Source organism: Novosphingobium sp. 1529 (genome assembly GCF_040544855.1).
Classification (GTDB): Bacteria; Pseudomonadota; Alphaproteobacteria; order Sphingomonadales; family Sphingomonadaceae; genus Novosphingobium; species Novosphingobium capsulatum.
Genome location: NZ_JBEPKW010000007.1, coordinates 178,320 through 199,229, shown reverse-complemented (window position 1 = coordinate 199,229; position 20,910 = coordinate 178,320). Strand labels below are relative to the sequence as shown.

Annotated in this window: 16 protein-coding genes; 10 read left to right on the top strand and 6 right to left on the bottom strand. The window is 65.2% G+C overall.

The annotated features are described in order from the left end of the window. Positions 1 to 210 precede the first annotated feature (210 nt). Together ABIC78_RS14900 and ABIC78_RS14895 are read right to left on the bottom strand one after the other, a co-directional pair. On the bottom strand, positions 211 to 2,877 hold the full coding sequence (locus ABIC78_RS14900) for an AAA family ATPase (RefSeq protein ID WP_354490565.1): 2,667 nt from the start codon (positions 2,875 to 2,877) through the stop codon (positions 211 to 213). A gap of 357 nt (positions 2,878 to 3,234) precedes the next feature. Beyond that, entirely contained in the window at positions 3,235 to 4,287 is a 1,053-nt protein-coding gene (locus tag ABIC78_RS14895) for a hypothetical protein (RefSeq protein ID WP_354490563.1), read from the bottom strand. A 715-nt stretch (positions 4,288 to 5,002) separates the two neighbouring features. On the opposite strand from ABIC78_RS14895, the gene ABIC78_RS14890 reads away from it, so the two are divergent. From ABIC78_RS14890 to ABIC78_RS14880, 3 genes are read left to right on the top strand one after another with little or no spacing between them, the layout of a single operon-like run. Further along, the gene (locus ABIC78_RS14890) at positions 5,003 to 5,137 is read left to right on the top strand and encodes a hypothetical protein (protein ID WP_354490561.1); all 135 of its coding nucleotides are present in this window, start codon (positions 5,003 to 5,005) and stop codon (positions 5,135 to 5,137) included. Next, positions 5,138 to 5,593 (top strand): MarR family winged helix-turn-helix transcriptional regulator, encoded by a 456-nt coding sequence (locus ABIC78_RS14885; protein WP_354490559.1) that lies wholly within the window; start codon positions 5,138 to 5,140, stop codon positions 5,591 to 5,593. It begins immediately after the preceding gene. Beyond that, the gene (locus tag ABIC78_RS14880; RefSeq protein ID WP_107718661.1) at positions 5,590 to 6,882 is read left to right on the top strand and encodes an MFS transporter; all 1,293 of its coding nucleotides are present in this window, start codon (positions 5,590 to 5,592) and stop codon (positions 6,880 to 6,882) included. The genes ABIC78_RS14885 and ABIC78_RS14880 overlap by 4 nt, the downstream gene beginning before the upstream one ends. 39 nt (positions 6,883 to 6,921) lie before the next feature. Here ABIC78_RS14880 and ABIC78_RS14875 read toward each other — a convergent pair whose 3' ends face one another. Beyond that, entirely contained in the window at positions 6,922 to 8,004 is a 1,083-nt protein-coding gene (locus tag ABIC78_RS14875) for an NmrA family NAD(P)-binding protein (RefSeq protein WP_054132032.1), read from the bottom strand. Between the two features lie 98 nt (positions 8,005 to 8,102). Here ABIC78_RS14875 and ABIC78_RS14870 point away from each other — a divergent pair, with 98 nt between their 5' ends. Continuing rightward, entirely contained in the window at positions 8,103 to 8,645 is a 543-nt protein-coding gene (locus ABIC78_RS14870; RefSeq protein ID WP_107718663.1) for a winged helix-turn-helix transcriptional regulator, read from the top strand. A 47-nt stretch (positions 8,646 to 8,692) separates the two neighbouring features. Here ABIC78_RS14870 and ABIC78_RS14865 read toward each other — a convergent pair whose 3' ends face one another. Next, a complete protein-coding gene (locus tag ABIC78_RS14865; RefSeq protein WP_054132034.1) occupies positions 8,693 to 9,445 on the bottom strand; it encodes a FadR/GntR family transcriptional regulator in 753 nt (250 codons plus the stop codon). A gap of 103 nt (positions 9,446 to 9,548) precedes the next feature. Between ABIC78_RS14865 and manD the strand changes: the two genes are divergently transcribed. The 4 genes from manD to ABIC78_RS14845 are packed head-to-tail and all read left to right on the top strand — an operon-like array spanning position 9,549 to position 15,671. Further along, on the top strand, positions 9,549 to 10,757 hold the full coding sequence (manD, locus tag ABIC78_RS14860; protein WP_022675658.1) for a D-mannonate dehydratase ManD: 1,209 nt from the start codon (positions 9,549 to 9,551) through the stop codon (positions 10,755 to 10,757). 43 nt (positions 10,758 to 10,800) lie between these two features. Then, positions 10,801 to 13,488: a glycoside hydrolase family 2 TIM barrel-domain containing protein gene (locus tag ABIC78_RS14855; RefSeq protein WP_354490556.1), complete on the top strand. Its 2,688-nt coding sequence runs from the start codon at positions 10,801 to 10,803 to the stop codon at positions 13,486 to 13,488. A gap of 3 nt (positions 13,489 to 13,491) precedes the next feature. Beyond that, positions 13,492 to 14,424, top strand: coding sequence for a sugar kinase (locus ABIC78_RS14850; RefSeq protein ID WP_354490554.1), 933 nt, complete (start codon positions 13,492 to 13,494; stop codon positions 14,422 to 14,424). 17 nt (positions 14,425 to 14,441) lie between these two features. Further along, complete coding sequence (locus ABIC78_RS14845) at positions 14,442 to 15,671, top strand: MFS transporter (protein WP_168353179.1); 1,230 nt, start codon at positions 14,442 to 14,444, stop codon at positions 15,669 to 15,671. A gap of 64 nt (positions 15,672 to 15,735) precedes the next feature. On the opposite strand, the gene ABIC78_RS14840 is transcribed toward ABIC78_RS14845, so the two are convergent. Together ABIC78_RS14840 and glpD are read right to left on the bottom strand one after the other, a co-directional pair. Then, positions 15,736 to 16,503 (bottom strand): DeoR/GlpR family DNA-binding transcription regulator, encoded by a 768-nt coding sequence (locus ABIC78_RS14840; protein WP_022678048.1) that lies wholly within the window; start codon positions 16,501 to 16,503, stop codon positions 15,736 to 15,738. 53 nt (positions 16,504 to 16,556) lie between these two features. Next, complete coding sequence (gene glpD / locus ABIC78_RS14835; RefSeq protein WP_354490551.1) at positions 16,557 to 18,083, bottom strand: glycerol-3-phosphate dehydrogenase; 1,527 nt, start codon at positions 18,081 to 18,083, stop codon at positions 16,557 to 16,559. A 376-nt stretch (positions 18,084 to 18,459) separates the two neighbouring features. On the opposite strand from glpD, the gene ABIC78_RS14830 reads away from it, so the two are divergent. Continuing rightward, positions 18,460 to 19,248 (top strand): MIP/aquaporin family protein, encoded by a 789-nt coding sequence (locus ABIC78_RS14830; protein WP_022678049.1) that lies wholly within the window; start codon positions 18,460 to 18,462, stop codon positions 19,246 to 19,248. 44 nt (positions 19,249 to 19,292) lie between these two features. Further along, positions 19,293 to 20,801, top strand: a complete 1,509-nt coding sequence (gene glpK / locus ABIC78_RS14825) for a glycerol kinase GlpK (protein WP_354490548.1) — start codon at positions 19,293 to 19,295, stop codon at positions 20,799 to 20,801. Positions 20,802 to 20,910 lie beyond the last annotated feature (109 nt).

The following is a 20,910-nucleotide window of genomic DNA, read 5'->3' as shown; positions in this document are numbered from 1 at the left end:
ATCTGCCGCATCAACCGCTCCTGAGTGCGCTCTCAAGAGCGTCCTTAAGAGCGCTCGCTCAGCGCCACGCAAGGCGGGTCACGCCGGATGGGTACCGATCAGTACGATTTCGAGATGACCTGAACGCAGGTGTCCGTCGCAGCCCGCGCGATCGTCGAGCGACTCGCGGGTTGATCGCGAAACTGATTTTGACGATTGTCGCTGCGGCGGTTAGCCGAAGGCTGGTTTTGGTGGCCGTGCCGCTATCGTCTTGCGGCGGTCCTCCGCGTTTCTGTTTGCCTTTGTCTTTGCAGTCCTGAACCCTATCAGCTCCATAAGATCCGCCTGCATCTGCGCCTTGTCGGGCGTTTCGATCTGGCGGCCTGCGGCTTGATCGTGACCCGAATGCTCAGAGGCGCGCTTCATCGCGCGATAGACGATCATGAAGTCGTCGTCGCTGACCTCGACGCCGCCGAGCCGCAGCGTACCGACATCCGAGCCGAATCGGCGGACGACGTCGTTCAAGACGATCTCCTCAATGGCGCGCTCCCAGGTTTCGCGAAGCGCTGCGTAAAAGGACGTGCATAGAGAGCGATAGGCCTGATCGCTCGTTGGCAGCGTGTTGGGAATACCGTCGAGCATCTTGCGCAGGCTCGTTTCGCGGTCCTTGACCTTGCGGGCCACCCAGGGTTCGTCGCCGACCGTGACCATGCCGAACTGGCCGGTCGGTCCCCGCTGGATCAGGCAGGGCAGGGCACCCACTGCGGTGTCGCGGTCGACGCAGGCGAGCATGATCTCATGGTAGAAGACAAGATTATGGGTGAACATGATGACCTGGCGGCCGGTGGCCGCCTCGTCGACCAGCCTCCGTGCCACTCGGCGGACGCGGCCGTGATCGAGGCTGGTCACCGGATCATCGAGAATGATCGCCGAGCGCTTGCCGGCAACGTGCGACTCGGCAAGGAAGCAGGCCAGACTGAGCGCGCGCTGCTCGCCTTCACTTAGGACACGCGCCTTCCTGGCCTTCCTGTCCGTGCGCAGCTCGACCTCGAACATGCTCGCCCCGCGATCGCTTTTGTCGGCGAATTTGAGCGGAATGTGATGGAGCGCGAGGGCCTGGATCTCGGCCTGAATGCGCGCCTCCAACGCTGGTGAGGTGAGTTCCTTGCGCAATGTCGACATCAGCCGCGACAAGGGGGCCGTATTCAGCGCGGCTTCGCAGGCTTTCCAGGCGTGCAGCGTGTCGAGCTCGAGACGTCTCGCCAGGAGCTCCGTGCGTTGCCCATGCACCTGACGCTGTGCCGTCAGCTCGGCGACGCGTGCCGAGATCCTCGCGGTGTCGTGGTCGCTCGATCGTAAAACCGTCGCATGTGCCGTGAGGGCGGTCGCCCATTCCCGGAGCCGGACAGCGGGCGATGGCGCGAGCGGGGCGAAGTCGCTGCGTTGCTCGCTGGTCAGCTGAAGCACGACCGCATCGCGGCGCAATGCCAGCATGCGATGGTAGGCGAGGGTATTGTGAACCAGCGACGCACTACTCTCACTCTCGGCGGCGGCTTCTGCGAGCAACGTCGTGAGTTCGGTGTCCGGCCGAAACGTCAGCGCCCGCAGCGTCGTTAGGCGTGTGGACACGGCTGCTGCGGCGTCGGCTGCTTCCTGCGTGGCCTTGCCCGCGACATAAGCGTCGAAAGCCGTCAGGCGATGGACCGCATCCTGTCCGAGCGGCTGCTGGCAAAGCGGACAGGGATCGCCGATATCGAAGGCCACTGACGGATGACAGACGTTCGCCTCCGCCGCAAACTGGCGTGCCAGCTGATACAGCGATTTCCAGACGACGGAACCGGTTGCCGCAATCGGCTGGCCGCCGAGCTGTTCGGCAGCCAGCGTTTCCGCTGCAAGCGTCTTTTCCTGTCTGGCCACGATCATCGGCCAGTCGAGTCCGACTATGAGATGATCGAGCGGTGCTGCGACACGCTCGAGGTCAGCGGCGGCGGCATTGCAGGCGACCGCGATCCGGTCGCAGCGCGCGGCCATTGCGAGCGGTCCCTGAATGAGTTGCGCATTGAGCCCGTTCAATTCCGTGTCGACGTCCGTCGACCAGGCGGCAGCGGCTTCGATAGCCGCTTCGCTAGGAAGATCGCGACGTGCCGTCGTGACCTGCAACCGGTTGATCAAAGCATGTGCGGTCGTGCCGGGCGCATAATGTCCGCCGAACGGTCTGCTGAGCCGCGCGGTCGCTGTCGTGATCAGATCGCGGAAATGGCCCGCGGCCGCTTGGTACATGTCCGCGAGCCGTCCGATGCAGGCGACCTCGGGGGGCAGGTAGAGGATTTCGTTCTTGCCATCGACATAGACGCGCAGATTGTCGGTATCGAGCAATGTCACGCCGCGCAGCACGGCCGGCTTGTCGTGCCCGTCGTTCCACATCTCCGTACTGGGCGCGCCGGTGCCGAGATGATAACTGTAGGAAATCGCCTTTGGCGCTTCGGCGCCTTCTGCAAAGACATTGCCTTGCAGCACCGCGTCGAGCCGGGCGTTGCAGAGCTTTCGAAGTGCGCGGGTGTAGCCGCTCTTGCCCGAGCCATTGTCGCCGAAGATGATGGTGACGCCCTCATGGGCGAACTCCAGCGTCTGATCGCACGCGAGACGGTCGAGGCCCGTGACCGGTCCGATCGACCGCAGGATGAGATCGTCGGGAGTATCGACCGGGCTGCGGAGGCTCGCCTCGGCAAAGACGCTGCACGGATGCTCGCCCGCATCGCCTAGGCCGTGTGCAGCGGCGATCCGGTCGATCAGCGCTGTCACGTCTTCGGGGAGCGTTGTCACCGCGACAGCAGCCCGTTGTAGGGCGTCGATGGCCCATGCGGGCTGTTGTCCGCACCAGTCGGTAAGCTTCCCCATCGATCCCCCAGACCAGCCACAGACCCAAAAGGTCTGGGTTGATTCTTGACTCGGCTTTAATGCCTGTAGGAAGGCGATAGGAGAAAAGATACGACCGCGAAACACCTAATGATCGCAATTAACTGGTAAGGGTCTTATGATGATTTCGACGAGGCACGGCGATGCGCCCGCCATGACTATCATCACGGCCTCTATCTTGTGATCGGCAAGTGCAAATACGAGCGCAGGCACGCAATGCAATAGGTCGGGATTGGACAGGCGATGCATCACGATGCAGGACGCTATCGAGCGCCATACCGGAACCCGTGACCCGGTGAGATATCCGCGCAAAGGATTGCAGCGTTGTTACTGCCAACGTCAGCGTGGGAGGCTGATGATGAAGCGCCAGATCAGCACGTCGAGATGGTTTTCCGCGCTGTCGATGTCGTCACCGAATTCGAGCATTTCGATCAGGTCGAGGTTCGAGATGACGAGGATCAGCTTGCCGCTTTCCCGCATCGCCCCTTGCGCTGCGCGCTGACAGCTATCGTCGCCGCCTTTGCGGGCTATCAGGAAGCAGACCGTGCGTAGCGCGCTCGAGAAGAGGTAGCGTTCGGTCGAGTAGATCTGATCGGCTGTGATCGGATCCGTGTAATTCTTGCATTCGAAGAGGATTGCGCGGGTGCGGAAGTCGCTTTTGAGCGAGTTCCAGAAAGCGCGGTCTGTCCCGATGCGGCAGATGAAATCGTAGCGGTTCGCGCCGTCGCTCGTGCTTGTCTGTGACTCGAAGCCGAACAGGCTGGGATCGAACAGGAACCCGAAGACTTGCTTGCAGAGATCCTCATAGTCTGCGGGGGTGAGCAGGCCTGCGTCAGCATCATGTGCACGCAGCCGCGCGATCAGGGCCTCCCGTTCCACGAGGCGCGCTTGCGCGCGCTGTCGCTCGAGGTCTTCGGCGGATAGGGTTGTAAAGTCCGGGCTTGATGTTGCCTGTGCATCCGCATCCGCCTCGAGCTCATCAAGCCTGATGATCCGGACCTCGGTCTGATGTCGCGCCCAATGGGCGGTAACCGGCGTTGCGAAGCCAGTGACGATGATGACCGGCGTGTCGATCCAGGCGTCGCGTCCACGCAGGGCCACAAGGCGAAGAAGGTCGCGGCGTAGCTTGTCGATCTGGCCGGAACCCGCTTCACCGGAAATCTCGACGGGGGTTTTCTTCGGGCCTTTCTCGATCACGAGATCGACCTGGATCCCGCCGAGCACTACCCCCTGATGGACGACATAACCCAGCCGGCGATACGCCGAGGCGACCCGGTGCAGGAGATCGGCTTCAGCGCGTGCTTGACGTTCGGCTTCGGGTATCTCGTCATGACCGAAACCCGTGCTGCGCCCGACGGCGAGCCCCCCCAAGGCCGGAAGATTGTAGGTCATGGCGATCCTTTTCGTGTCAGCGACGGAAAATGTTGCGCTTGTGTCTAAGCCAATGATCGTCCGAAGTCTGGAGGAGAAAACGTCCGAAAAGGCGTCGCTGGCCGACTGTGCGACGTGATCGACTGGGACGACCCCGCCTTCACGATTGACGACCTGCCGGACAAAGGGCCGCTAACTCTGCGTTCGACTCAATCATCATAGCTATTGGGGCGTCCGCTCTTACGGCCAAGCCAAAGGCGAGAGGGGCCGCTTCTGCCGAAACCTGTCGTTCGCCGGCGCTGCCGGGAATGGCAGATAAGTCCCAGATTACGCCAATACGAACGAAATTTGGCGTAACTAGAGCTTCGTTAGTGCGTGATTCTCTGGTTGGGCGGCACCGACTGGAGCTTGCCCAACATTCCGCTTTTCGATGACGTGTACCTCATGTGGCAATCGTTATAACTGCACTGTGGTCTGCGTGATGAAGCCTCGGCCATGCAGCAAATTGCAGGGTGGTTAGGACGGGGGACTGGAAGGGGGACTGATTTTTCAAAAATGAAAAATAATCAATAAAAATAAGTGACTTAAACTAATGTTCGAGTCTTCTCGACCGCACCAGCACCCCTCCCAGGGCTGCTCAAGAAATCGCCAAATGGCTGAAAACAGCCATTTCTTGCCTCACCGAACGTCACTATTATTGCCGGTGGCAAGCAGCGGTCGATGATGCCGCGCGCTGTTGGCCCGTGATGGCGACGCGTTTGCGGCCAGGATGGCGGCATGGCCGAAGGATGTTCGCGAGCACGCGCTGTTGTTGGTCAGCGGCCAAGCCCCAGGCGGCTCGATCGTTGACGGAGAGGCATGCTGCGGCTAGATGATGCATATGCATCATGATTCGCTTTCGATCGATGGTATGGCTTGCGCCTGCAACGCGCTACGCAAGGCCGCGCGCGCGATGACCCGCTTCTATGACGAGGTTATGGAAGGGTCTGCCCTGTCGCTCACCCAGTTTGCGGTCTTGCGGAATATCGCGCGGCACGAACCGGTGCCGCTGATGGACCTGGCGCACGTGCTGGTGATGGACCGGACCACGCTGTATCGCACGCTCAAGCCGCTGGAGCGGGAAGGGTGGATCGCTGTTGCCGAGGGCAAGGGGCGCGCCAAGCAGGCGCGCCTGACGGCGCAGGGACGCGACGCGGTGGCCAATTCGCAAGGCGCCTGGGAAGAGGCGCAGCGGCGCATGATCGGCGCGTTTGGCCCAGAGCGCTGGGCCGGCGTGGAAGCGGCGCTGGGTGACCTTGTCACGCTGGCGCAGGGAAGCCAGGCATGAGCCGCCTGCTGCACAAGACCGGGTTGGTGCCCGCGCGCCTTCACCTGATCCTGATCGTTGCGGCGACGTTCCTGGCGCTTTTGGTCTCGGCCGGGCTGCGCGCCACGCCCGGCGTGCTGATGGTGCCTTTGCAGGTCAACTTCGGCTGGGACCGGGCAACGATCTCGTTCGCCGCCGCAATCGGCATCTTTCTCTATGGCCTGGTCGGCCCCTTTGCCGCGGCACTGATGGTTTCGTTCGGCATCCGCCGCACCATGCTGGCCGGGCTCATGCTAATGTCGCTCGCCACCTTTGCCAGTCTGTGGATGCGGTTGCCCTGGCACTATGTGCTGACCTGGGGGGTATTGTCTGGCATCGGCAGCGGCGCGGTTGCCTCGGTGCTGGGAGCGGCGGTGGTCAATCGCTGGTTCGCCACGCGGCAGGGGCTGGTCATGGGCCTGCTGAGTGCCAGCACAGCCACGGGCGCGCTGATTTTCCTGCCGCTGCTGGCCTGGCTTTCGCGCGACGGCGCGTGGCGGCCGGTGGTTCTGGCGGTCAGCCTGGTCTGCCTGGCGCTGGTGCCGCTGGTGGCCCTGGTCGTGCCCGAACATCCCGCCGACATCGGCACGCGCCGCTTTGGCGAAAGGCCCGACAGCCCGCCGCCGCCTGCGCCGCGCCAGGCGCGCACCGCCGGCCTGGCGCTGGGCGTGTTGGTGCGCGCGGCGCGGCAGCCCATGTTCTGGCTGCTGTTCGGCACGTTCTTTGTCTGTGGCCTGACCACCAATGGCCTGGTCGGCACGCACATGATCGCGTTCTGCGGGGACCATGGCATTGCCCCGGTGGCCGCTGCCGGGCTGCTTTCGACCATGGGTTTCTTCGACCTGTTCGGCACCACCGCGTCTGGCTGGCTGACCGATCGCTATAATCCGCGCGTGTTGCTGATCGTCTATTACGGGCTGCGTGGCCTGTCGCTGCTGGCGCTGCCGTTCCTCAGCTTCGATACCACCAGTCTGGCGGTCTTCGCCGTGTTCTATGGCCTGGATTGGATCGCCACGGTGCCGCCGACGGTGAAGCTCGCCAACGAGGCCTTTGGCGAACAGGAAGCGCCGATCGTATTTGGCTGGATCCAGACCGGGCACCAATTGGGCGCCGCTTTCGCCGCGTTTGGCGCCGGGGTGATCCGTCAGCAGAGCGGCAGCTATGCCCTGGCCTTCGTGGTCGCTGGCATCATGGGCGTGGTCGCCGCCTTGGTGCTGCTCGGCACCTTGCGCCGCGCGCACGCAGCGGCTGGCGCGCCGGTCCCCGCGTGAAGCCGGGGCGGCCCGAAACCTTCGGGCCGCCCGCAAGGCTCAGAGGATGCCGCGCCGGTGGTCTTCGCTCAGCTTGAGGATCGGGCGGCCAGGCAGGGTATCAGGCTGCACCCGCTGCCACAGACTTTCCCCGCCTGACGCTGCCGCCTGCTGCTCATGGCGGCAAATCCAGTCTTGTGCGCTTTTGATCCGGCCGGGGTGGATTTCATCGAGCAGGGCATAGTCGCGCGTGATGATCTCGTGCTTCCACGTGTTCCAGAAGCCGGTGAAGTTGTCGCGAAAGCTCATCGTGCTCTTGTCTTTGGGATCGGCGTTGTAGCCGGCGGGAAGCGCGGCGATCCCGCCGAAGCGCGCGAAATAGCTGTCCAGGTCCGTATCGACGTAGCGGGCCGGATGGCCGGTCACCTGCGTGAACGCGGCAGCCAGATCGGCATAGCGCACCGGCTCGATGCCGACGGCCAGGTCCATGCCGTTGGCCCGGTCGCGATGGTCGAACAGCCAGCGCACGTAGTGTCCGCAGTCTTCCAGCGCGACGTGGACAACGGCGCCCTGGCCCAGTGGCACGCGCCAGGTCAGCACGCCCTCTTCCACAGCCGGGGTCATCGGCGTCTGCGCCGAGAATGCCATTTCCATGTAGGGGCCGGTGGTGAACAGCGCGCTGCCCATGCGCCCGGCGTTGTCGCGGGTCTGCGCCAGGATCCATTCGCCCATGCGGCCTTTGCCGTCATAGTGGCCGGTGCGGAACATCGAGCGGTAGCCCGCCTGCTTGAGCGTGTAATCGAGATTGCCATAGACGAAGAAGCGCACACCTTCCTCGATTGCGATTTCGTAGGCGCGGATCGCCCAATAAGTCTCGGTCTTTTCGCCGGTGTTGAAGCCATCGATGTTGAGGAACACGCCCTGGCAAGCGCGCATCCCGGCGCGCAGCACGGCCTCATCGGCAAACGTGCCTTCCAGAAAATCGACTTGGTCCCATTGCGCCAAAGCGCGCGCCCGGGCCGAGTTCTTGTCACGAGTCAGCGCCAGAACCCTGTAGCGACCATCCTGTACCAGTCCGCGGACCACCGGAAGGCCCTGGGCGCCGGTGGCACCGACGACGAATATGCGGGAAATTTCATCCATGCGTGACTCCTGGGTTGCAAGGTAGAGAGCCGACTCTCATGATGAGAGCCTATTAACTCCAATAATAAGAGTCACGGAATTTTGGAAAGGCGCCGACGATGCGATCCAAGAGTTTTGACGGCATGGCCTGCTCGATTGCCGAAGTCATGGCAGCGGTGGGAGACCGCTGGGGCCTGCTGATCATGCGCGATGTGCTGATGGGGCTGACCCGCTATGACGATCTACGCCGCTCGACCGGGGCAACCAACGCGACCTTGTCGGACCGGCTCAAAAGCCTGGAAGAAGCCGGGCTGATCGAGAAGAGGCTCTACCAGGCGCGCCCGCCCCGCCATGACTATGTGCCCACGCTGCGTGGGCAGGATCTGGCCTTGCTGCTCCAGGCGATGGTGCAGATCGGGGATACGTGGCGCCGCCGTGCCGGGCAGGACGCGCCGCTGCGGATCGAGCAGGCCACGTCAGGGCGGCCCGTGCAACTGGTGCTTGCCGATGCCGAAACCGGGATGCCGACCGGCGCAACGCCGTTGCGCGTGGCGCCGGGACCCGGTGCTGACGAGGCCATGCAATGGCGTCTGGCCATGGGGGCCGAGACGCGGGCCATGCGGGTGGCTCCGGAAGGCCAAGCCGGCGGTGATTTGCTGTGAGGGGGCTCCCAATCTGAACCGCGGTCGCTACCCTAGAGTAGAGCAGTTTATGCCGTTGCCCGCGTGTACCGCTCCCGCTTGGCCTGCGTGGCGCGGCGTGCCTGGGCAAGGGCTTGCTCCTCGGTGGCAAATAGCAGGCCGTCGAGCACGGCGGCGAGGTGGGCACGCATGGCGGCGCGGGCCGCGTTGGCATCGCGGCTGCGCAAGGCATCGAGCACCGCGCAATGCTCTTCCACCACGGGCTTTACATTGGCGGTGCGTGCCTTGCTGTGCAGCAGGGCGGCTTCGGGCGAGGTCTGGCGCAAGTCCCACAGTTGCTCGATCGCATTGTAGATGGCCGAGTTGCGGGTCGCGCGGGCGATGGCCAGGTGGAATTCGCGATCGGCGCGTTCCGTTCCGGCGGGATCGTTGTTTTCCTGCGCAATATCATCGACCAGGCGCGCAACCTCGGTCAGCTCTTCATCGGTGATCTGGGTGGCGGCGAGCGCGGCCGCTTCGCCTTCGAACAACAGGCGCGCCTCGGTCAGCTCGAACGCCGAGACATCGAAACCCGGGCGATCGCCCTCGTTGGGCAGGCGCAGGACATAGGCCCCCGAACCCAGCCTGACTTCCACGAAGCCCTGCACTTCCAGCGCGATCATTGCCTCGCGCACGGTGGGCCGGCTTACGTCGAAGCGCAGCGCCAGTTCGCGCTCTGCCGGAAGCCGGGTGCCCACCGGAAAGCGCCCCGCGGCCAGTTCCTCGACCAGCGATCGGGCCACGTCCTGGTACAGTCGCTCGCTGGTTTTGCCGTTCGTCATGACGCCTCTTTTTGGTAATGCCAATTTTCAAAACTTGACAGACCGAAATCGGTCGATCAATCGGTCTTACCACAATTGAATCGCTTTGTGAGGCCCAACGAACATGAAGATCACCGGTGCGCGCGTCATCGTCACCTGCCCGGGGCGCAACTTCGTGACGCTCAGGATCGAAACCGACCAGGGCGTCTATGGCATCGGTGATGGCACGCTCAACGGGCGCGAGCTTTCGGTGGTGGCCTATCTGGAAGAGCACGTCATTCCCTGCCTGATCGGCATGGACCCGCGCCGCATCGAGGATATCTGGCAGTATCTTTACCGTGGCGCCTATTGGCGGCGCGGGCCGGTGACGATGCGCGCGATCGCGGCGGTCGACATGGCGCTGTGGGATATCAAGGGCAAGATGGCCGGCATGCCGGTCTACCAATTGCTCGGCGGGCGCAGCCGCGACGGGATCATGGTCTATGGTCATGCCAATGGCAGCGACATTGCCGAAACGGTGGAGGCGGTCGGCCACTATATCGACCTGGGCTACAAGGCGATCCGCGCCCAGACCGGGGTTCCCGGCATCAAGGATGCCTATGGCGTGGGCCGGGGCAAGCTCTATTACGAGCCGGCCGATGCCGCGCTGCCCTCGGTGACCGGGTGGGATACGCGCAAGGCGCTGAACTATGTGCCCAAGCTGTTCGAGGAACTGCGCAAGACCTACGGCTTTGACCACCACCTGCTGCACGATGGCCACCACCGCTACACCCCGCAGGAGGCGGCCAACCTTGGCAAGATGCTCGAGCCATACCAGCTGTTCTGGCTGGAGGATTGCACGCCTGCGGAAAACCAGGAGGCGTTCAAGCTGGTGCGCCAGCATACGGTGACGCCGCTTGCCGTGGGTGAAATCTTCAACACGATCTGGGACGCGAAGGACCTGATCCAGAACCAGTTGATCGATTACATCCGCGCGACCGTGGTCGGCGCCGGCGGCCTTACCCACCTGCGCCGCATTGCCGATCTTGCCAGCCTCTACCAGGTGCGCACCGGCTGCCATGGCGCCACCGACCTGTCGCCGGTGACGATGGGCTGCGCGCTGCACTTCGATACCTGGGTGCCCAACTTCGGCATCCAGGAATACATGCGCCATACGCCCGAGACCGACGCGGTCTTCCCGCATGACTACCACTTCGAGCACGGCGAATTGTTCTGCGGCGAAACTCCGGGGCACGGCGTCGATATCGATGAAAAGCTGGCGGCCAAGTATCCCTACAAGCCCGCCTATCTTCCGGTCGCCCGCCTCGAAGACGGCACGATGTGGAACTGGTGACGGCCTGAAGCACCGCCGATAACAACGAACGAGAGGGTCTACCGTGAAGGCAAACTGGCTTGCAGGACTGGCAATTGGCGCGTTGCTTGCGGTGACGGCGCAGGCCAGGGACGGGGGGGCTGCGGCCGCGGCAACGCAGGCTGGCGCTGAGGCGCGCACCGCCGTTGTCCTTGCCGATGGTTGGCGCTTTATCCAGGGTGACCCGGCCGGCGCGGCGCAACCGGCGTTTGATGATGCCGCGTGGCAGCCCGTGCGGGTGCCGCATACCTGGAACCGGATCGGCTATTACGAGCCCCGGGTCGGGGTGGGGCCCAACACAGCGGGCACGGTCGCCAAGTATCAGGGCGTGGGCTGGTATCGCCTTCGTTTTCCCTCGCCGGCACGGGCCAGCGGCGAGAAGGTGTGGCTGGAGTTCGATGCGGCAAGCCGCATCGCCGAAGTCTGGGTGAACGGCGTCAGGCTCGGCTCCCACGCCGGTGGGTTCAGCCGTTTTCGCTTTGATGCCACGTCGGCCCTACGCCCGGGCGCCAGCAATATCGTGGCGGTGCGCGTGGACAACAGCGCGCCCGTCGCCGGCAGCGCCACGGCCGACGTTTTGCCCTTGAGCGGCGATTTCTTCGTGCGCGGCGGGCTCTATCGGCCGGTGCGCCTGATCGTCACCAATCCGCTGCATATCGACCTGCTCGACCACGGCGGGCCGGGTGTTTATGCCACGACGACCAGCATTTCCGCCGGCTTGGCGCAGGTCCGTGTCCGTACCCGCCTGGCCAACGACACCGGGCGCGTGGCCAATGGCGCCGTGGTGGCGCGCCTGGTCGATGCCCAGGGGCGCGTTGCGGCCCAGGCCCGCGCGGTCTTTCGCCTGCCGATGGCCCAGGTATCGGAACAGCAGCAGGACCTGGCGGTGGCCAGGCCGCATCTGTGGCAGGGCACCGCCGATCCCTACCTCTATCGGCTGATCGTCGACGTCGTCGATGGACGCGGCCGCGTGGTCGACACGGTCGCGCAACCTTTCGGGATCCGCCAGGTCAGCATCGATCCGCAACGCGGTTTCCTGCTCAACGGCAAGGTGCTGGCCCTGCACGGCGTGGGGTTGCACCAGGATACCGAAACGTCTGACTGGGCGATGAGCGAGGCGGATATCGCCAGGACGTTCGCCACCATCCGCGACATGGGGGCCAACACCATACGGCTTACCCATTACCAGCACGGCGAGACGATCCACACGCTGGCAGACCGCTATGGCCTGGTGCTGTGGGACGAGATTCCGCTGGTCACGCAATGGACCCAGGGTGAGGCGATCAACCCCACCACGGCACTGGTGGGCAATGCGCAGCAGCAGCTCGCGGAATTGATCCGCCAGAACTTCAATCATCCCGCGGTGGCGTTCTGGGGCGTGGCCAACGAGGTTGATTTCGGGCCCAATCGCCCGGATTTCCTGGGCAAGCCACCTGCGGCGATTGCCGATCCCAAGGCGCTGGTCCGTCTGCTCGACCAGCAGGCACGCCAGGACGACCCTTCGCGACCGACGGTCATGGCGGCGTGCTGCCAGGGTGATCCGGCTGCCCCCGATATCGTCGGTTTGACGCAAGCCACGGCGGTTAACCGGTATTACGGCTGGTATTATGGCAAGCCCGCAGGGATCGGCCCCTATCTTGATGGCCTTCGTGCCAAGTATCCCCATCAGCCGCTCGCCCTTTCCGAATATGGCGCCGGCGGCGCGCTGACCTACCAGACCGATGACCCCGCCGGTGGCCCGGCCGACATAGCCGGGCCGCGCCAACCGGAAGGGTATCAGGCCTGGGTCCACGAGCAGACCTGGCCCTTGCTGCGGGATCGGCCATGGCTGTTCGGGACGTGGCTGTGGAATGCGTTCGATTTCGGCTCGACCGTCCGGCGCGAGGGGGACTCGGTCGACGTCAACACCAAGGGCCTGGTCACCTATGATGGCACGATCCGCAAGGACGCGTTCTATTATTACCGGGCCAACTGGTCTGCCGCGCCCACCGTGCATATCACCGGGCGTCGCTATACCCAGCGCGCCTACCCGGTCACCGACGTGCGGGTCTATAGCAATGCACCGCGCACCGAACTGGCGCTCAACGGGCGCAGCCTGGGGGGGAAGACCGATTGCCCGAACCGGGTCTGTGTCTGGTCAGGCGTGGCGCTCGCCGCGGGCACCAATGTTCTGACAGCCACGGGGCAATTCGCGACGGGCGCGGTGGCGGATCGGATCGAATGGCAACTGGCCAGCGCCCAGGCCGGTGCATTCCGGATCGATGCGGGCGCCCTGGTCGCGGCGCATGCGCCCGATGCCGTGTTCGGATCGGATGCGTTCTTCAGCGGCGGAACGGCGCGGTCGGTGGATGTCTTCGCCCGTGGCCGCGCGCCCGTCCGCCCCGAGATTGCCGGCACGCGCAACCGCGATCTGGCTGCAACGTTCCGCGCCGGAGCGTTCAGCTATCGCATTCCCACCGGCCCCGGCGCGTTCACCGTGTCGCTGACCTTTGTCGAGCCTGCCGAACAACCGGGCAGCCGCATCTTTGACGTCGCGGCCAATGGCGAAACCGTGCTCAAGGGTTTTGACATTGCCGGCGCCGCAGGTGGGCCGCTGGGCGAAGTGACGCGCTCGTTTCCGATCACGGCGACAGACGGCGTGGTGACGATCGATTTCGTGCCGGTGAAGGGCGAGGCGGTCGTCTCTGCCATCACTGTCCTGCCGCGTCGCTGAACCATGGTGGAACCTGCCTTCGATGTGGTCTGCGTGGGTGAAGCCATGGTCGAACTTGCCGACGCAGGGGCCGGGCGTGGCTTTGGCCAGGGCGGCGACGCGCTCAATACCGCGTTGCATCTGGCACGCAGCGGATGGCGCACCGGCTTCCTGACGGCGCTGGGCAATGATCCCTTCAGCCAGGATCTGCGCACGGGATGGGTGGCCGAAGGGCTCGATGTCTCGCTGGTGCTGGCCCATCCCACCCGCGCCGTGGGCCTCTACGCTATCCGCACCGATGGCGATGGCGAGCGTTCGTTCCACTACTGGCGCGATGCCAGCGCTGCGCGCGACATGTTTGCCCTGCCGGGCATGGCAGCGGCCGTTGCCCTGGCCGAAGTGGCCCGCGTCCTGGTGTTTTCGCTGATTTCGCTTGCCATCCTGCCGGTCGAGGGGCGCCGCGCCTTGCTCGACCTGGCAGCAAGAGTCAGGGCGCGGGGCGGCCTTGTCGCGTTTGACGGCAACTATCGCCCGCGGCTGTGGCCCAGTGCCGGCGAAGCGGCGTCCTGGCGCGATGCCGCGATCGCGCGGGCCGATATCGGCTTTCCCACGCTGCAGGACGAGGACGATATCTCGCCCACCACCCTGGAGGCGTGCGCCAGCCACTGGCAGCGTCTGGGGTGCCAGGAGGTGATCGTCAAGCTGGGCGCGCGGGGGTGCCGGCTGCCCGATGGCACGATCCTGCCGCCGCCCCAGGTGGTGCGGCCAGTGGACACCAGCGGGGCGGGCGACGCCTTCAACGCCGGTTACCTGGCGGCAAGGCTGCAAGGCCTGGCGCCGCGCGACTGCGGCCTGGCCGGCCATCGCCTGGCCGCCGCCGTGGTTCAGCAGGCCGGCGCCATTCCGCAGCTGGACCGGGCGGCCTACGCGCCGCTGGCCCCGGCAACCCGCGCCTGAACCAGGGATATCGACACATGGCAAAAGGTCAGTTGCGCTGGTGGATGATCGGCTTGGTCACGCTGGGCACGATCATGAACTATCTTGCCCGCTCGACGCTGTCGGTGGCGGCGCCGACGCTGAAAGACAGCTTCGGCATGACGACCGAGCAATACAGCTGGGTGGTCCTGGCGTTCCAGGCAAGCTATACCGTGATGCAGACCGTGGCCGGCACCGTGCTTGATGTGCTTGGCACACGGCTGGGGTTCTTCATTTTCGCGCTTGGCTGGGCGCTGGCCAATATGGGGCACGCTTTCGCCACCGGCTGGCCCAGCCTGGCCGTGTTTCGCGCAGCCCTCGGCGCCACCGAAGCGGCGGCCATTCCCGCCGGTGCCAAGGTGGTTTCAGAGTGGTTTCCGGCGCAAAAGCGCCCGCTTGCCACCAGCTGCTTTCAAATGGGCACGAGCGTTGGCAGCATGGTTGCGCCGGCCCTGGTGGCGTTCTGCATCCTGTGGTGGGGTTGGCAGTCTGCCTTCCTGGTTACCGGGGCGCTCAGCCTGGCGTGGGCGCTGTTGTGGTGGTTCACCTATCGGTCGCCACGGCCCGAGGAGCGGCCGTTGCATGATCCCGGCGCGGACGTTGCCACCGAGATGGTGTCATCGCGGTTCGATATCCTCAAATCCCGATCGTTCTGGGCGATTGCCCTGCCGCGCTTTCTGGCCGAACCGGCGTGGCAGACGTTCAACTTCTTCATCCCGCTCTACCTCGTCTCGGTATGGAAGCTGGATCTCAAGGCGATTGCGCTGTGGGCCTGGCTGCCCTTCCTGGCTGCCGATTTCGGATCGCTGGGCGCGGGCATCCTGCCGGGCTACCTCATGCGGCGTGGTGCCGGCGTGGTGGCCTCGCGCAAGGTGACCATGGCCGTGGGCGCGCTGTGCATGATCGGCCCGGCCTGCATCGGCCTTGCCGGTTCGCCGGGGCTGGCCATTGCGCTGTTCTGCGTCGGTGGTTTCGCCCACCAGATGCTCAACGGCGCGCTGATCACGCTGTGCGCCGATCTGTTCAATTCCCGCACCGTCGGCACGGTAAGCGGCATGGCGGGATCGATCGCGTGGATCGGCGGCATGCTGTTCACGCTCGCCATCGGCAAAAGCGCCGACGTCTTTGGCTACAACCCGCTGTTCGTCGCGCTGTCGCTCATGGACATGATCGGCGCGGCACTGCTGTGGGTGCTGCTCAGCACCAAGCCAACGGTTTCAGCGGCATAGAGGCGCGCGGCTTATTTGGGCAACGTTGGTACGATCGCGATCGCGCTGGCGCCGCCCATTCCGCCTAAAGCGCGGTGACGATATCCACGTTGTGCCGCTGCACCAGGCGGGTGCGCTCGTCATCCGCGATCGTGTCGGTCACGAACAGGTCGATATCCGAGAGCGAGCCGATCCGCGCCGGGGCCTGGCGTTCGAACTTGGTTGCGTCGGCCACCAGCATGACCTTGCGCGCCTGGGCGATGATCGTCTGGCTGACGGTCACCTCGTTGATATCGAAATCCAGCAGATCGCCATCGGCATCGAGCGCGCTGGTGCCGATCACCGCATAATCGACCTTGAAGCCCTTGATGAAATCCACCGTCAGGCTGCCGATCACCGCGCGATCGTTGGCGCGCAGGCGGCCGCCGGCCACGATCACTTCGATCCGGCTGTTCTGGGCCAGGATATCGGCAACGTTGAGGTTGTTGGTCACCACCAGCAGGTGTTCGTGATCGAGCAGGTTGCGCGCCACTGCTTCTGTCGTGGTGCCGATGTTGAGGAACAGCGAGGCATTGTTGGGCAACAGCTCCGCCGCCTTGCGCCCGATCGCGTCCTTGGCATGGGCAGCGATCGCCCGGCGGGTGGAATAGCCGATGTTGTCGAGCCGGGATTCAAGCATGGCCCCGCCGCGCACGCGGGTGAGCAGGCGCCGGCTGGCCAGCAGATCGAGATCCTTGCGCACGGTTTGCTGGGTCACGCCCAGAACCTGGGCGAGTTCCTCCACCCCGGCAAAGCGCGCGCCTTGCAGGTATTCGACAAGGCTGCGGTGCCTGATCGCGGCAAGATCGGCCAAAACTGCTCCTCCAGGCCAGCGCGCCGCACCGTGCGGCCCGCTCGGGCGTGATCCTACCCTTGGCGCGCTTGCCACCATTGGGCAAGCCAGGCATCGATCCGGGGCAGGGCGTCGGGCGACAGGCGCAGCAGCAGTTTGCTGCGCCGGGCGACGACATCCTCGGCCGTCATCGCCCATTCGTGCTGTGCCAGATAGGCCAGTTCCGCGGCATGGAGCCCGCCGCCGAAATCCTCGCCCAGGTCAGCCAGGGTCTGCGCCGAGGCAAAGATCTGCCGTGCCCGCGTGCCATAGGCCCGCGCCCAGCGGGTGAGCAGGGGGCGCGGCAGGGCGGGGCGTTCCTGGCAGAAGCGATCGACCAGATCGGCAAAGCCATCGGCCGGAAAATCGCCCCCGGGCAGGGTCGCGCCCGCCGTCCAGGCATCGCGCGCCTGGGGAAAGGCGGGGCCCAGCTTTTCCAGGGCATGCTCGGCCAGCTTGCGATAGGTGGTGATCTTGCCGCCGAACACGCTGAGCAGCGGCGCCTGGCCATCGCGGTGATCGAGATCGAGCACATAGTCACGCGTGACGGCCGAGGCATTGCTGGCCTTGTCGTCATAGAGCGGGCGGATGCCGGAATAGGTCCAGACGATATCGTCCACGCCCACCGGCCGCGTGAAGTGGCGGCGCACCACGTCGAGCAGATAGTCGCGTTCGGCCGGGCTGATCGTGGCGCGGCCCGGCGCCTGGTCCCACACTTCGTCGGTCGTGCCGATCAGCGTGAAATCCTGCTCATAGGGAATGGCGAAGACCACGCGCCGGTCGCTGTTCTGGAGCAGGAAGGCGTGATCACCGTCATAGAGCCTGGGCACGACGATATGGCTGCCCTGGATCAGGCGCATGGCGCGATCCTGCGGCGCGCCGGCGATTCGGCCCAGCACTTCGGCCACCCAGGGCCCCGCCGCGTTGACCAGGCCGCGCGCCTGCACGCGGTGTTCCTGCCCATCGGCATCGCGGATCGTCGCCAGCCAGTGACTGCCCTCGCGATGGGCGGCCAGCAGGCGGGTGCGGGTCAGCACGGTGGCGCCGCGGGCGCTGGCATCCATGGCGTTGAGCACCACCAGCCGGCTGTCTTCCACCCAGCAGTCGGAATAGACAAACGCGCGGCCCTTGACCGCATCGGTCAGACCGTTGCCGAGATGATCGCGCGCCAGATCGGCCGAGCGGGTTGCCGGCAGGCGCTTGCGGCCGCCCAGGTGATCATAGAGCCACAGCCCCAGCCGCACCATCCAGGCCGGGCGCACCGCGCCGCGCTGGGGCAGCACGAACGACAGCGGCCAGATGATGTGCGGCGCCATGGCCCACAGCCGCTCGCGCTCCATCAACGCTTCGCGCACCAAGCGGAATTCGCCATATTCGAGATAGCGCAGCCCGCCATGCACCAGCTTGGTGCTGGCCGAAGAGGTGTGCGCGGCCAGGTCGTCCTGCTCCACCAGCAGCACCGACAGGCCGCGCCCGGCGGCGTCACGCGCAATGCCGGCGCCGTTGATGCCGCCGCCAACGATCAGCAGGTCATAGGTCGAAAGGGACGGGTCGTGCGTCATGGTTGTGCCTTTGTCGCCTGCGTTGCGCAGGCCTTCGAGCGTCTGCGTTTACTGCACTACGCATTCGGAAGCGAGAGGTTTCGCGTAACTTCGCGCTATTTCACAAGCAAATCGCGCCATTTCGCGCTGCGGTGGCTGCGCCTAAGGATCGAGTGTGGCTAGTTGGTATTTATACAAACAACTGTAAAACATGAAATAATATAGAATTTCACGGTGCGCTCCACCGTGCGCGATAAAGCAGGATTCTCGCGCTGCCCTGCTGCAGGCGCGAAAGCGAACTTTCCCATTGACGCGCCCGCCAAAGCCGGTACCACCCTGGATCGGTAACGACGGGCAAAGCCAACAACCGCCCGGTCACCCCGCACAGAGGATAGCCATGAGCCCGCGCAAACGCTTGATCGGAGAATTGTTGTCCGAATTCATCGCGGTGATGATCATCATCACGCTGGGCGATTCGGCGGCGGCGATGATCACGCTCTATGATCCCAGTCCCTATGCAACGGCCTATTGGGGGGTGTGCATCGCCTGGGGCCTGGCGGTCACGCTGGCGATCTATGTTACCGGTGCGGTTTCCGGCACCCATGCCAACCCGGCGGTGACGCTGGCCCTGGTGCTGTTTCGCGGGTTCGAGGCGCGCAAGGCGCCGCTTTATATCGTGGCGCAGATCGCGGGCGGGTTCGTCGGGGCGGCGCTGGTCTATCAACTGTTCCAGCCGGTGATCGATCACTACAACACCCTGCACGGGGTGACGCGCATGGACGGTGGCGCCGCTGGCGTGTTCTTCACCCATCCCGGCCAGTTCATCACCCCGATGCATGCCTTCTGGGACGAGGTGATCCTCACCGCGATCCTGCTGCTGGGCATCTTTGCCATCACCGACCAGGCCAATACCCAGGCGCCCATGGCCAATTCCGGCGCGCTGGCGATCGGTTTGCTGGTGGCCTGCATCGGCGCCTGTGGTGGCTTTCTCGAAGCCTGGCCGCTCAACCCGGCGCGTGACTTTGGCCCGCGCCTGTTCTGCTTCTTTGCCGGATGGGGCCCGGCGGCCTTCCCGTCGCCCGACAACTATTGGTGGATTCCGATCGCCGCGCCGATCCTGGGCGGGATCGTGGGCGCTGGCCTCTACCAGGCCGCGATCCGCCCGTTCCTGCCGGCTTCGGCCTGACCCATTCCTTGCGCCGTGATGCGGCGCCACACAGGACAAGACCCATGACCCAACCCCGCCACATCCTTGCGATCGATCAGGGCACCACGTCCACCCGCTGCATCGTGTTCGATGCGCAGGCGCGGGCCTGCGCCACCAGCCAGCGCGAATTTGCCCAGCACTATCCCCAGGCCGGCTGGGTTGAGCACGATCCCGAAGACATCTGGCGCGATACGCTGGAAACCGCGCGCGAGGCGATCGCCCAAAGCGGGCTGGGCGCCGCCGCGATCGCCGGCATCGGCATCACCAACCAGCGCGAAACCGTGGTCATCTGGAACCGCGAAACCGGCCGGCCGATCCACAACGCGATTGTCTGGCAGGACCGCCGCACCGCCGCCGCGTGCCAGGCGCTCAAGGACCAGGGCGTGGAAGACATGGTGCGCAGCCGAACCGGCCTGCTGCTCGATCCCTATTTTTCGGGCACCAAGGTGGCATGGCTGCTCGACAACGTGCCCGGCGCGCGCGCCGATGCCGAGGCGGGCCGCCTGGCCATGGGCACGATCGACTGCTTCCTGCTGTGGCGGCTGACCGGCGGCGCGGTACACGCCACCGACATCACCAACGCCTCGCGCACGCTGCTGTTCGATATCCATCGCCAGCAGTGGGACGAGGAACTGTGCCAGTTGCTGCGCGTGCCGATGGCGATCCTGCCGCAGGTGACCGACAATAGCGGCATCTTTGGCCATACCGCGCCCGATCTGTTCGATGCGCAGATCCCGATTGCCGGCCTGGTGGGTGACCAGCAGGCGGCGCTGTTCGGCCAGGCCTGTTTCGAGCGGGGCATGGCCAAGTCCACCTATGGCACGGGCTGCTTCATGCTGCTCAACACGGGCGAGACGGCGCCGGTGTCGCGCAACCGCCTGCTCACCACGCCGGCCTATCGCCTCAACGGCAAGACCACGTATGCGCTGGAAGGCTCGATCTTCGTAGCCGGCGCTGCGATCAAGTGGCTGCGTGACGGGCTGGGCATCATCACCCACGCGCGTGAAACCAACGACATGGCCACCCAGGTGCCCGATAGCCACGGGGTCTATATGGTGCCGGCCTTCGTCGGCCTGGGCGCGCCGCACTGGGACCCGGACGCGCGCGGGGCGATCTATGGCCTGACGCTGGGCGCCACGCCCGCGCATCTGGCGCGCGCCGCGCTGGAGGCGGTGGCCTATCAATCGTGGGATCTGCTCGAGGCGATGGCGCGCGACAGCGGCGCCGCGCCGGCGGCGATGCGCGTGGACGGCGGCATGACGGCCAACGACTGGCTGTGCCAGTTCCTGGCCGACATGCTGCAGGTGCCGGTGGAGCGCCCGGAAAACCTCGAGACGACCGCGCTGGGCGCGGCGTTCCATGCTGGCCTGGCCACCGGCGTGTGGAGCGGGCTGGACGATCTTTCCCGCACCTGGCGCGGCCGCGACGTGCAGCAACCGGCCATGCCGGCAGAGCGGCGGGAGCCGCTGATCGCCGGCTGGCGCGACGCCCTGCGCCGCACCTTGACGCATCCTGCGCCGGACGCGGCATGACGATGGCCTAATTCGGCATCAACCATGCGTTGCGCCGCGTTTCGCCAATTGTGAGGAATGTTTGCCTGCGCTAGCCTGCCCACCGGCCGCTTTCCGGCCCGTGGGGGAA

What these genes read in the sequence shown, in the direction of transcription:
- ABIC78_RS14900 (WP_354490565.1), bottom strand. Translation starts at nt 2,877, where the DNA reads ATGGGGAAGCTTACCGACTGGTGCGGACAACAGCCCGCATGGGCCATC.
- ABIC78_RS14895 (WP_354490563.1), bottom strand. Translation starts at nt 4,287, where the DNA reads ATGACCTACAATCTTCCGGCCTTGGGGGGGCTCGCCGTCGGGCGCAGC.
- ABIC78_RS14885 (WP_354490559.1), top strand. Translation starts at nt 5,138, where the DNA reads ATGATGCATATGCATCATGATTCGCTTTCGATCGATGGTATGGCTTGC.
- ABIC78_RS14880 (WP_107718661.1), top strand. Translation starts at nt 5,590, where the DNA reads ATGAGCCGCCTGCTGCACAAGACCGGGTTGGTGCCCGCGCGCCTTCAC.
- ABIC78_RS14875 (WP_054132032.1), bottom strand. Translation starts at nt 8,004, where the DNA reads ATGGATGAAATTTCCCGCATATTCGTCGTCGGTGCCACCGGCGCCCAG.
- ABIC78_RS14870 (WP_107718663.1), top strand. Translation starts at nt 8,103, where the DNA reads ATGCGATCCAAGAGTTTTGACGGCATGGCCTGCTCGATTGCCGAAGTC.
- ABIC78_RS14865 (WP_054132034.1), bottom strand. Translation starts at nt 9,445, where the DNA reads ATGACGAACGGCAAAACCAGCGAGCGACTGTACCAGGACGTGGCCCGA.
- manD (WP_022675658.1), top strand. Translation starts at nt 9,549, where the DNA reads ATGAAGATCACCGGTGCGCGCGTCATCGTCACCTGCCCGGGGCGCAAC.
- ABIC78_RS14850 (WP_354490554.1), top strand. Translation starts at nt 13,492, where the DNA reads ATGGTGGAACCTGCCTTCGATGTGGTCTGCGTGGGTGAAGCCATGGTC.
- ABIC78_RS14845 (WP_168353179.1), top strand. Translation starts at nt 14,442, where the DNA reads ATGGCAAAAGGTCAGTTGCGCTGGTGGATGATCGGCTTGGTCACGCTG.
- glpD (WP_354490551.1), bottom strand. Translation starts at nt 18,083, where the DNA reads ATGACGCACGACCCGTCCCTTTCGACCTATGACCTGCTGATCGTTGGC.
- ABIC78_RS14830 (WP_022678049.1), top strand. Translation starts at nt 18,460, where the DNA reads ATGAGCCCGCGCAAACGCTTGATCGGAGAATTGTTGTCCGAATTCATC.
- glpK (WP_354490548.1), top strand. Translation starts at nt 19,293, where the DNA reads ATGACCCAACCCCGCCACATCCTTGCGATCGATCAGGGCACCACGTCC.